The sequence below is a fragment of the Kitasatospora sp. NPDC053308 genome (genome assembly GCF_055585785.1).
In genome coordinates this window covers 1-12,877 of the sequence record NZ_JBVJJY010000035.1, presented here as the reverse complement: position 1 = coordinate 12,877, position 12,877 = coordinate 1, and the positions used below count along the sequence as shown (strand labels likewise).

4 protein-coding genes are annotated in these 12,877 nt (G+C 76.9%); all 4 read left to right on the top strand.

Annotated features, from left to right (window positions below; translation table 11 throughout):
* Window positions 1–57 precede the first annotated feature (57 nt).
* Window positions 58–6,534, top strand: coding sequence for an amino acid adenylation domain-containing protein (locus tag ACZ6Y7_RS36645; RefSeq protein ID WP_465762300.1), 6,477 nt, complete (start codon window positions 58–60; stop codon window positions 6,532–6,534).
* Between the two features lie 166 nt (window positions 6,535–6,700).
* Window positions 6,701–7,810, top strand: a complete 1,110-nt coding sequence (gene vioD / locus ACZ6Y7_RS36640) for a capreomycidine synthase (protein WP_465762299.1) — start codon at window positions 6,701–6,703, stop codon at window positions 7,808–7,810.
* 63 nt (window positions 7,811–7,873) lie between these two features.
* Window positions 7,874–8,905, top strand: a complete 1,032-nt coding sequence (gene gntD / locus ACZ6Y7_RS36635; protein ID WP_465762298.1) for a guanitoxin biosynthesis L-enduracididine beta-hydroxylase GntD — start codon at window positions 7,874–7,876, stop codon at window positions 8,903–8,905.
* Window positions 8,906–9,107: 202 nt separating this feature from the next.
* The coding region (locus ACZ6Y7_RS36630) for an amino acid adenylation domain-containing protein (protein WP_465762297.1) at window positions 9,108–12,877 on the top strand (3,770 nt) is incomplete at its 3' end.

The window sequence follows — 12,877 nt, the reverse complement described above, 5'->3', positions numbered from 1 at the left end:
ACCCCGCGCCGCACTCCCGAGACCGACCCCGCCCCCGCCCCCGTGAAGGAGCACCCCGTGGCCCCCGCCCCCCGCACCGCCGAGGTGCTGCCGGCCTCCGCCGCCCAGCGCCGGTTCTGGCTGATCGACCGGCTGGAGGGCCCCAGCGGCGTCTACAACACCGCCGCCGCCCTGCGACTGCGCGGACCGCTGGCCGCCGACCACCTCCGGCAGGCCTTCCAGCTGCTGGTCGACCGGCACGAGGCGCTGCGCACCGTCTTCCCCGCTCGGGACGGCGTCCCGGTCCAGCTGGTGCTGCCGCGCCGCACCTTCGAGCTGGGCGTGACCGAGGCCGCCGGCGCCGGCGAGGCCGAGGTCCGTGAGCTGGCCGGCCGGCTCGCCGAGCAGCCGTTCGACCTCGCCAAGGGCCCGCTGCTGCGGGCCGAGCTGATCGCCCTCGGGCCGCAGGAGCACCTGCTGGTCGTGGTGCTCCACCACATCGTGGTGGACCGCTGGTCCTTCGGCCTGCTGATGTCCGAACTCTCCGAGTGCTACGCCGCCCTGGCGGAGCGGCGGCCCGTCCGGCTGCCCGCGCTGCCGCTGCGCTACGCCGACCACGTGGCCGCCCGGCAGGCCGCGCTGGACGGCGGCCTCGGCGACCGGCTGCTCGACCACTGGCGCGAGCGGCTGGCCGGTGCGCCGCAGGCCCTGGAGCTGCCCGGCGACCGGCCGCGCCCGGCGGTGCGCAGCTTCCGCGGCGCGACCGTGCCGGTGCGGTTGGACGCGGCCACCTCGCAGGCCGTGCGCGACCTCGCCCGGGCCGCCGGGGCGACCCCGTACATCGTCCTGCTCGCCGCCTTCCAGGCGGTGCTGGCCCGGCACGCGGGCACCGAGGAGGTCGTGGTGGCGACCGGGCCCGCCACCCGCGCCCCGGGGACGGAACTGCTGGTCGGCGCGCTGGTCAACACGGTGCTGCTGCGCACCTCGCTGGCCGGCGACCCGAGCTTCGCCGAACTGCTGGAGCGGGTGCGCGGCACCGCGCTGGACGCCTTCGAGCACCAGGAGCTGCCCTTCGACCGGTTGGTCGAGGCGCTGGCGCCCAGCCGGGACCTGTCCCGCAACCCGCTGGCCCAGGTCGGCTTCGTGCTGCAGAACGCGCCGGCCACCACGCCCGCGCTGACCGGCCTGGCGGTCGAGCCGGTGAGCGTCGCCCGGGACAGCGCGCACCTCGACCTCGACCTCCAACTCACCGAGGAGGCGGGCTGCTTCACCGGCTTCGCCGAGTTCGCCCGGGACCTCTTCGAGGAGCCGACGGTGGCCCGGCTGCTCGGCCACTGGACCACCCTGCTGGGCGCCGCCGTCCGCGCGCCGGGCACCCGCCTGTCGGCGCTGCCGCTGCTCACCCCCGAGGAGCTGGAGCAGGAGCTGCACGGCTGGAACGACACCGACGGTGAGCTCCCGGCCGGGCTGCGGGTGGACGAGCTGTTCGCCCGTCAGGCGGCCCGCACCCCGGAGGCGGTCGCGGTGGTCGACGCGTCCGGCTCCCTCGACTACCGGACGCTGGACGCCTGGGCGGCCCGGATCGCCCACCGGCTGCGCGAGCGCGGCGTCGGGCCCGAGGTGCCGGTGGCGCTCTGCCTGGAGCGCGGCGCGGGGCTCAGCGCGGCCATGCTGGGCACCCTGCGGGCGGGCGGCGCCTTCCTCGGGCTGGACCCGTCGTACCCGGCCGACCGCCTGGCCTTCATGATCGACGACGCCCGGCCGGCCGTGGTGCTGGCCCACCGCTCCACCGCGGGCGCGCTGCCGGCGGGCACCGAGGTGCTGCTGCTGGAGGAGATCGGCGAGGACGGCCCGGAGTTCGGCCGCGGCGGGGCCGGTGCCGGCTGCGGGGCCGGTGCCGGGGCCGAGGCGACCGGTCGCGCGTCCGGGGAGGCCAACCTGGCCTACCTGGTGTACACCTCGGGCTCCACCGGGCGCCCCAAGGGCGTGGCCGTCACCCACCGCGCCATCGTCAACACCTTCGCCGGGCTGGCCCGTTCGCACGGCTTCGGGCCGGGCGACCGGATGATCGCGCTGCACTCGCCGAGCTTCGACCCGGCCGTGCACGACTGCCTCGCCCCGCTGGTGGTCGGCGCCGCCGCCGTCTTCCCCGCGCCCGAGGCGGCCCGCGACCCCCGGCACTGGGCCGAGCTGGTCGCCCGCCACCGGGTCACCGTCTGGTCGATGGGGCCGGCCGGGACGGAGGCCATGCTGGCCGCCGCCGAGGAGCACGGCCTGGCCCTGGGCAGCCTGCGCACCGCGATGATCGGCGGGGACGTGCTGCCGCCGGCGCTGCCGCCCCGGCTGCGCGCCGCCGCGCCCGGCTGCCAGGTGGTCAACTCCGCCGGAGTCGCCGAGGCCGCCTTCTGCAACAACGAGTACCGGGTGCCCGAGGACGCCGACCCGACCGCGCCGGTCCCGTACGGGCACCCGCTGCCCAACCAGCGACTGCTGGTGCTGGACGCCCTGCTGCGCGCGGTGCCGGCCGGGGTGCCCGGCGAGCTGTGCGTGGCGGGCGAGGGACTGGCCCGCGGCTACCTCGGCCGGCCCGGTCTGACCGCCGAACGCTTCGTGCCGCACCCGTACGGCCGGGTGCCCGGCGAGCGCCTCTACCGCACCGGAGACCTGGCCCGCCGCCGGGCCGACGGCGGACTGGAGCTGCTCGGCCGGGCCGACCACCAGGTCAAGATCCGGGGCTTCCGGGTCGAGCCGGGCGAGGTGACCGGCGTGCTGCTGACCCACCCGGCGGTGGCCGAGGCGATCGTGGTGGCCCGCGACGTGGCCCCGGGCGACCGGCGGCTCGCCGCGTACTGGGTGCCCGCCACGGACACCCGGGTCTCCGCCGCCGAGCTGGCCGCCTGGCTGCGCGAGCGGCTGCCCGGCCACCTCGTCCCCGCGCTCTGGACGGAGCTGACGGCCCTGCCGCTCTCCCCCAACGGCAAGGTGGACCGCGCCGCGCTGCCCGCGCCGGCCGCCCAGGCCGGCCCCGCCGACCGGCTCGCCCCGCGCACCGCCGACGAGGCCGCGATCGCCGCGATCTGGCGGCGACTGCTGGAGCTGCCCGAGGTCGGCGTGCTGGACGACTTCTTCACCCTCGGCGGCCACTCGCTGCTCGCCAACCGCCTGGTCGGCGCGCTGCGCGCGGAGTTCGGCGTGGAGCTGCGGCTGCGCGAGGTGTTCGGCGCGGTCACCGTCGCCGCCCAGGCCGAGCTGGTCGGGCGGCTGCGCGCCGCGGCCGACGAGCCGCCGGCCGCCGCCCCGCTGCCGCCGGTCGTCCCGGTGGACCGCGCCGGGCCGCTGCCGCTCTCCTTCGCCCAGCAGCGGATGTGGCTGTTCGACCGGTTCGCCCCGGGCAACCCCGCCTACCACGTGCCCACCGCGGTGCGGATCGGGGGCGCGCTGGACCATGCCGCGCTGGCCGCCGCCCTGCGCGGGCTGACCGCCCGGCACGAGGTGCTGCGCACCGTCCTGCCGGAGGTCGACGGCGTGCCGACGCAGCGCGTGCTGCCGGTCGGCGAGCCGCCGCTGACCGTCCGCGACCTCGCCGCCGGCGAGCGGCCCGATGAACTCGTCGACGCCTTCGTCACCCGCCCCTTCGACCTGGCGGCCGAGCTGCCGCTGCGCGCCCTGCTGCTGCGGGTCGCCCCGGACGAGCACGTCCTGGTGCTGGTGATCCACCACATCGCGCTCGACGGCTGGTCGATGGCCGTGCTGGTGGAGGACCTGGGCGCGCTCTACGACGGCCGCGCACTGCCGCCGCTGCCGGTGCAGTACGCCGACTACGCCCGCTGGCAGGCCGACCGCGCCGCCGAGGGCCGCTGGACCGGGCAGCTGGAGCACTGGCGCGAGCGGCTGGCCGGCCCGCTGCCGGTGCTGGAGCTGCCCGCCGACCGGCCCCGCCCGGCCGTACCGAGCCTGGCCGGGGCGGTGCACGGCTTCGAGCTCCCCGCCGAGCTGACCGAGCGGCTGCGCGCGCTCGGCGCCCGGCACGGCGCCACCCTGTTCATGGTGCTGCTGGCCGGCTACCAGACCCTGCTGGGCCGCCTCTCCGGCGCCGAGGACGTCCTGGTCGGAACCCCCGTCGCGGGCCGCGGCCAGGACGAACTGGACGGCCTGGTGGGCTGCTTCGTCAACAGCCTGGCGCTGCGCGGCGACCTCTCCGGCGACCCGGCCTTCACCGAGCTGCTGGAGCGCACCCGCGACCGCGTCCTGGCCGACTTCGACTGCCAGGACGTGCCGTTCGAGCAGGTGCTGGACGCGGTGGGCGCGGAACGCGACCCGGCCCGGCACCCGGTGTTCCAGACCATGCTGACGCTGCAGAGCGCCCGACCGCCCCGGGCCGGCTTCGCGGGCCTGCGGGTCGAGCCGCTGGACGCCCTGACCGGCTCCTGCCTGATGGACCTGATGGTCACCGCCGTCGAGCAGGACGGCCGGCTCGCCCTCACCGTCGAGTACGCGACCGACCTGTTCGACGCCGGAACCATCGCCCGCCTGGCACACCGCTTCGGCGTGCTGCTGGCCGCCGCCGCCGACGCGCCGGACACCCGGCTGTCCGGGCTGCCGCTGCTCGACGCCGCGGAGCGCCGCACCGTGCTCACCACGTGGAACGACACCGCCCGCCCGGTGCCGGCCGGCGGCCTGCACGAGCTGGTCGCCGCGGCCGCGGCCCGCACGCCCGACGCCCCGGCGCTGGAGCACGAGGGCCGCACCACCCGCTACGCCGAACTGGAGGCCGCAGCCGAGCGCTGCGCCGCCCGGCTGCGCGCACGGGGCGTCGGGCCGGGCAGCGTGGTCGCGGTGCACGCGGCCCCGACCCCGCTGCTGGTCACCGCCCTGCTCGGGGTCATGAAGGCGGGCGCGGCGTTCACCACGCTGGACCCGGAGCTGCCCGAGGCACGCCTGCGCCTGCTGCTGGAGCTGTCCGGCGCCAGGCTGGTGCTCACCGACGGTCCCACCACGGCGCCGCTGCTGGACGGGCTGACGGTCGCGCCGATCGAAGCCCCGGACGCCCCGGACGACGCGCCGGGCGACGCGCCGGGCGACGCCGCGGCCAGCGCGCCGGACGGCTCCGCGACGGTGTCGGCCGCGGGCGCCGCGACCGAACCCGAGGCCCTGGCCTGCGTCTTCTTCACCTCCGGCACCACCGGCACCCCCAAGGGCTCGATGTTCACCCACCGGGGCCTGGTCAACTTCACCCTGGCGATGGCCGAGGAGTTCCGCCTCGCCCCCGGCGACCGCTTCCTGCAGCTGGCGTCCACCGGCTTCGACGTCCTGGTCGAGGAGCTGTTCCCGGCCCTGGCGGCCGGCGCCACCGTCGTGCTGCCCGGTGCCCGGCTGCTCACCCGCGGCGTCGACCTGACGGGCTACCTGGCCGAGCACCGGATCACCGGCCTCGAACTCACCACCGCCTACTGGCACGACTGGACCGCCGAACTGGAGCGCACCGGCGCCGCGCTGCCGCCGGACCTGCGGTTCGTCGCGATGGGCGGCGAGCGGGTGCGCCGGGACCGCCTCGCCGCCTGGCAGCGGCTCGGGGTCCCGCTGGTGCACGTGTACGGGCTCACCGAGGTGACCTGCACCTCGGCCACCCGGCGGGTGACCGCCGAGCCGGTGCCCGGCGACGCGCTGCCGATCGGCCGTCCGCTGCCCAACACCACCGTCCTCCTGCTGGACGGCGCCGGGCAACCGGTGCCGATCGGCTCCCCCGGCGAGCTGTTCCTCGGCGGTGCCGGCCTGGCCCGCGGCTACCTCGGCCGCCCCGGCCTGACCGCGGAACGCTTCGTCCCGGACCCGTACGGCGAGCCCGGCGCCCGGCTCTACCGCACCGGTGACCTGGCCCGCCACCGGGCCGACGGGGAAGTCGAGTTCATCGGCCGCGCGGACCAGCAGGTGAAGATCCGCGGCCACCGGATCGAGCCCGGCGAGGTGGAGGCCCGGCTCGCCGAACTGCCCGGGATCGCCGCCGCGGCGGTGATCGTCCGCGAGGACGAGCCCGGCGAACAGCGCCTGGTCGGCTACGCGGTGGCCGCCCCCGGCGCCGCGCCGGAGGCCGTCGAACTGCGCGCCGCGCTGCGCGAACGGCTGCCCGAGTACCTGGTGCCCTCGGCCGTGCTGCTGCTGCCCGCCCTCCCGCTGAACGGCAACGGCAAGCTCGACCGCGGCGCGCTGCCCCGGCCCGGCCGCGCCGAGCTGGCCGGCGGCACGGCGGTCGCCCCGCGCACCCCCGCCGAGCGGGAGATCGCCGAGCTGGCGGGCGAGTTGCTCGGCCTGCCGGCCGTCGGCGTCCACGACGACCTGTTCGACCTCGGCCTGCACTCGCTGCTGGCCGCCCGGTTCGCCGCCCGGGTCCGCGAGGCCTGCCGGGTCGAGGTGCCCCTGCGGGTCTTCTACGAGGCGCCCACCGTCGCCGAGCTGGCCCTGCGGGTGGTGCAGCTGCAGGCCGAGGACACCGACCCGGACGACCTCGCGCAGCTGCTCGCCGAACTGGAGGCCGAGGACGGCCTCGCCACCGCCTGACGCCCGACCGCCCACCCGACCCGCGGGCCCGACCGGCCCGCGGGCCCACCCGGCCCGGGCCGCAGATCCGGCCCGCCCGGCCCCCGCCATCCGGCCCACCCCACCCGGCCCGCCATCCGGCCCCGGCCCCGTGACGGGCCCCGTGACCGGCCCCTTGGAGGAACCCATGCCCATCGCCCCGGCCCTGCTGGAGGACTGGCTCCGCGAGCGGTACTTCACCACCACCTACGACATCAGCAGCAGCGGCGTCGAGAACTACACCGTCGACCAGGTCCTCGCCCTGGCCGGCACCGACGCCGCCTCGCTCGGCGGCATCGTGTTCCGCGACAGCCACTCCCTGGGCGGCGAGCCGCTGCGCGCCGCCCTCGCCGAGCGGCACGGCACCGACCCCGGCTCGATCATCGCCACCCAGGGCTCCAGCGAGGCGATCTACCTCGTCATGCAGGCCCTGCTGCAGCCCGGCGACGAGGTCGTGGTGCAGGCGCCCGCCTACCACGCGCTCGTCGAGGTGGCCGCCTCGCTGGGCTGCCGGATCGTCCCGTGGGCGATGCGCACCGAGCACGGCGTCGTCACCAACGAGGACGAGCTGCTGGCGCTGATCGGCCCGGCCACCGCCATGGTGGTGGTCAACTTCCCGCACAACCCGACCGGCGCCACCGTGACGGAGGGCCAGCAGGCCGCCATCGTCGACGCCTGCGCCCGGTACGGCACCTGGCTCGCCTGGGACAACGCCTTCCAGCACCTGGTCTACGACCGCGAGCCGCTGCCCGACCCCGCCCCCGGCTACCCCCGGGCGATCTCCTTCGGCACCCTCTCCAAGGCCTACGGCCTGCCGGGCCTGCGGGTGGGCTGGGCCCTGGCCGCGCCCGAGGTGCTGGCCGGCTGCGTGCGCCGCCGCGACTACACCAGCCTGGCGCTGTCCCCGCTGGTCGAGGCGGTGGCCACGCACGCCGTCCGGCACGCCGACGAACTGCTGCGCCCCCGGCTCGCCCAGGCCACAGCCAACCGCGCGGTGCTGGCCGACTGGCTGGCCGAGCACCACGACCGGGTGCGCGCCGACCTGCCGGCCGGCGGGGTCACCGCCTTCCCCGAGCTGACCACGGTCGCGGACGTGACCGCGTTCGCCGACCGGCTCGACCGCGAGCACGGCGTCCTGGTCGTGCCCGGCGCCTGCTTCGGCTCGCCCCGGCACATCCGGCTCGGCTTCGGCGGCGCCTCCGAGGAGCTGACCGCCGGCCTCGACCGGCTCGCCGCGCTCCTCCCGACGGCCGGCTGAGCCCCGGCCGGACGCCCGCCCGCGCCCCTCCCGATCCCGACCACCCCGAAGGTGACCCGCCCCATGCACACGCTCACGCTCGACCCCGCCGACGCCGACGCGATCGCCGCCCTGCTCGACGAGCTGGCCGACCGGCACCGCAGCGTCGAGGACCAGGCCCTCCAGGACGAACTGACCGTCCAGTCCCACCGGCTGCCGATGGCCCTGCGCCGCTTCCTGACCGACTTCCGGCTGCACGAGCCGGCCGGCGTCTGCGTCATCTCCGGCTACCGCGTCGACCAGGACCGGATCGGGCCCACCCCGGAGCACTGGCAGCACCGCACCGGCGTCTCGCCGTCGCTGCGCGAGGAGATCCTCCTGCTGCTCTGCGGCGCGCTGCTCGGCGAGCCGGTCGCCTGGGCCACCCAGCAGGACGGCTACCTGGTGCACGACGTCCTGCCGGTGAAGGGCCACGAGGACGAGCAGATCGGCACCGGCAGCAACCAGACCATCTTCTGGCACGTCGAGGACGCCTTCCACCCCTACCGCGGCGACTACGTCGGCCTGCTCTGCCTGCGCAACCCCGACCGGGTGCCCACCACCTTCGTCGGCGCGCAGGAGCTGGAGATCTCCGCCGAGGACCGGCGGGTGCTCGCCGAGCCGCGGTTCTCCATGCTGCCGGACAACTCCCACCTCCAGATGCTCGACCGCGGCCCCGGCCGACCGCTCGCCGGCGGCACCGAACTGCTCGACCAGGCCTACGAGCGGCTCAAGCGGATGCGGGACGACGCCGCACTCGTACCCGTCCTGTTCGGCTCGCCGTCCGACCCCTACCTCTGCCTGGACCCGTACTTCATGGACCTGGACCGGCTCGACCCCGAGGCCCGGGGCGCGCTCCAGCGGCTCTCCGAGGAGATCGACCGCCGGCTCGGCGGCGCCGCCCTGGCCCCCGGCGAGATCGTCTTCGTCGACAACTACCGGGCGGTGCACGGCCGCAACTCCTTCACCGCGCGCTTCGACGGCACCGACCGCTGGCTCAAGCGGGTCAACGTGACGCGCGACCTGCGCAAGTCCCGCGACGCCCGGGCCGCCGCCGGCTCCCGCGTCCTGTTCTGAGCGCCTCCCGTTCCGAGCGCGCCGCGTTCCGAGCGCGCCGTCGCCCTGAACACCGTAGGCCGGCCCGTCCGCCGCCCTGAACATCGCGGCCCCGAACGCCGCCGCCCCGAACGCCGCCGGCCGGCCCCGTCCGCCGCCGCACCGGCTCCGCCTTCCGCCCAGCGCCTTCGGGCCCCGCCCGACCTTCTCCGGGGAGAGCACCGTGAGCACCACCCAGTCCGTCACCACCGCCGCCGCCACCGGCACGGCCGCCGCGGCCGCCGACACCGCCCGCCGGATCGCCGAGCTGTCGCCCGAGCAGCGGGCCAAGCTCGAGGCCCGGCTGCGCGAGCGGCTGGCCCGGCGCCCGGCCGCCCCGACCGGGATTCCGGGCCGCGCCCCGGGGGCGCCGGTGCCGCTCTCCTACGCCCAGGAGCAGATCTGGCTGGCCCAGCAGCTCTCCCCCGGGTCGGCGGCGTACAACGTGCCGATGGCGGTGGCCTGCGACGGCCCGCTGGACGCCGAGCGGCTGGCCCGGGCGTTCCGTGCGGTGATCTCCCGGCACGAGGTGCTGCGCACCACCTTCGGCACCGGGGCGGACGGCACGCCGGTGCAACTCGTCCACGGGAGCATGGAGTTCACGCTGCCGGTGACCGACCTCCGGTCCACCCCCGGCGACGCCGCGGCGCTGGTCGAGGCACGGCTCACCGAGGAGGCGCACACCCCGTTCGACCTGGCGGCCGGGCCGCTGCTGCGCGCCGCACTGCTGCGCACCGGCGAGCAGCAGCACGTGCTGCTGCTGACGGTCCATCACATCGCCGTCGACGCCTGGTCGGTGAACGTCCTCCTCGGCGAGGTCGCGGCCGCCTACCGGCTGGCGGACGGCCCGGACGGCCCGGACGGCGCGGACGGCGCCGAGCTCCCGCCGCTGCCGGTGCAGTACGGCGACTTCGCCGCCTGGCAGCGCGGCCGGTCGGACGGCGCCGGCTACCAGGAGAGCCTGGACTACTGGCAGCGGCGGTTGTCCGGCCTGACCGACACCCCGCCGCCGGCCACCGCCACCGGCCGTCCCGCGGGCGGCCCCGCCGCCGGATCGCACGGCCTGGAGCTGCCCGCCGACGTGACGGCGGGCCTGCGCGCCCTGGCCGCCCGGCACCGGACCACCCTGTTCACCGTGGCGCTGGCCGCGCTGCAGGCCCTGCTGTACCGCTACGGCTGCGGCGAGGACCCGGTGGTCGCCACCCCGGTCGGCGGCCGCGAGCGCACCGAACTCGAAGGCCTGATCGGCTGCTTCGTCAACACCCTGCTGCTGCGCGGCGACCTGTCCGGCGAGCCGACCTTCGCCGAACTGCTGGACCGCACCGCCGCGGCGACCCAGCGCGACCTGCAGCACCAGCAGGTGCCGTTCGAGCAGCTGGCCGCCCGGCTGCGGGCCGGCTCCCCGGACGGCCTGGCCCGCACCATGCTGGTGCTCGACCAGGCCGCACCGGGCGGCGCCCCCGAGGCCGCGCCCGGTGAGCCGGCGCTGCGCCCCCTGGACGGGGCCGGGCCGGCCGACGCCAAGCGGGACCTCACCTTCACCGTCTCGGAGACCGGCGACACCCTCGCCCTCACCCTGGTCCACCGCACCGACCGCTACCAGGAGCGTTCCGCCGAGCGCCTGCTCGCCCACTACGCCACCCTGCTGCGCGAGGCCTGCGCCGACCCGCACCGCCCGGTCGGCCGGCTGCCGCTGCTGACCGCCGACGAGCGCGAGCAGGTGCTGGGCGCCTGGAACGACACCGCCCTGGACGTCCCGGCCGGCACCTTCCACGGCCGCTTCGCCGAGCAGGCCGCCCGGACCCCGCAGGCCGTCGCGGTGGTCGGCGCGGACGGCACCCACCGCTACGCCGAACTGGACGGGCTAGCCAACCGGTTGGCGCACCACCTGCGCGGGCTCGGCGTCGCCGCCGAGACCCCGGTCGGCATCTGCCTGGAGCGCGGCAGCTGGACGGTGGTGGCCCTGCTGGCCGTACTCAAGGCCGGCGGCTGCTACGTCCCGATCGACCCGGCCCAGCCGCAGGAGCGGATGGCGATGATGCTCGCCGACACCGCCGCGCCCGTGGTGATCACCCGCGCCGCCGCGGCCGACCGGCTGCCGGCCGGCGTGCGGGCGGTCGTGGTGGAGGAGGTGGCGCTGGACGGCCTGCCGGACACCGCCCCCGAGGTGGCCGTCGACCCGGGCCAGGCCGCCTACGTGCTGTTCACCTCCGGCTCCACCGGCCGGCCCAAGGGCGTGGTGGTCGAGCACCGCCAGGTGCTCAACTACCACACCGCCGTGGTGTCCGCGCTGGCCCTGGCGCCGCAGGCCCGGTACGCGATGGTGCAGCCCTTCACCTTCGACTCCTGCGTCACCGTGCTCTCCGCCGCGCTGCTCGGCGGCGGCACGCTGCACATGGTGGACGCCGACACCGCCTCGGACGGACGGCTGCTGGCCGCCTACGTCGCCGAGCACCCGATCGACTACCTGAAGATCAGCCCCTCGCACCTGGCGGCCCTGGAGGGCCCGGGCGCCGAGCACCGGGTGCTCCCCCGCCGCGGCCTGATCCTCGGCGGCGAGGGCTCCACCAGCGCCTACGTGCGCGAGCTGCTGGCCCGGGCCGACTGCGAGGTGCTCAACCACTACGGCCCCACCGAGACCACCGTCGGCGTCACCACCCACCACCCGAGGGCCGGGGAACTCGCCGCCACCTCCACCGTGCCGATCGGCCGACCGCTGGGCAACGTCCGCGCGTACGTGCTGGACGGTCGCGGCGAGCCGGTGCCGGTCGGGGTGCCGGGCGAGCTGCTGATCGGCGGCGCCCAGGTGACCCGCGGCTACCTGGGCCGCCCGGGCCTGACCGCCGAACGCTTCGTCCCGGACCCGTACGGCGAGCCCGGCGCCCGGCTCTACCGCACCGGCGACCTCACCCGCCGACGGCCGGACGGTGCGATCGAGTTCCTCGGCCGCCTGGACGACCAGGTGAAGATCCGCGGCTTCCGGATCGAACTGGGAGAAGTGGAGGCCGCGTTGGCCGCCCTGGAGGCCGTGGCCTCGGCCGCGGCGGTGGTCCGCGAGGACCGCCCGGGCGACCGGCAGCTGGTCGGCTACCTCGTCCCGGCCCCCGGGGCCGAGGTGGACCCGGCCGCGCTGCGGGCGGAGCTGTCCACGACGCTGCCCGGCTACATGGTGCCGTCCGCCCTGGTGGTGCTGGACGCGCTGCCGCTGACCGCGCACAACAAGCTGGACCGGCGGGCCCTGCCCGCCCCGCCCCGCCAGGAGTCCGCCGGCGGCCGCACCGCGCGGGACGAGCGGGAGGCCGCGCTGTGCCGGATCTTCGCCGAGGTGCTGGGCACCGACCGCGAGCCGGGCATCGACGAGAGCTTCTTCGAGCTGGGCGGCCACTCGCTCCTGGCGATGCGGCTGGTCGGGACCGTCCGCACGCAGTTGGACGTCGAGTTGGGCGTCCGGGACCTCTTCGAGGCGCCGACCGTCGCCCTGCTCGCCGAACGGCTCTCCTCGGGCCGCCCCGCCACCGCGCTGCCACCGCTGGAGCGCATCGAACCCCGCCCGGAGCGCATCCCGCTCTCCTACCCGCAGTCCCGGCTCTGGTTCCTCAACCGGATGGAGGGCGAGGCCAGCGCCTACGCCATGCCGGTGGTGCTACGGCTGACGGAGGCCGTGGACACGGCTGCCCTGCGGGCCGCGCTGGACGACGTGGTCGCGCGCCACGAGACCCTGCGCACCCTCTTCCCCGAGACCGCCGGCGAACCCCGCCAGCACATCCTGCCCGCCACCCCCGGCCTCATCCCGCTCCTGACCGTCGACACCGACGAGACGGACGCCCGCACCCGGATCGCCGCCCTGGCCGCCCGGCCGTTCGACCTCACCACCGAACTCCCCCTGCGCGCCGCCCTCTTCACTCTCGACGACACCCACCACCTGCTCGCCCTCGTCCTGCACCACATCGCCGG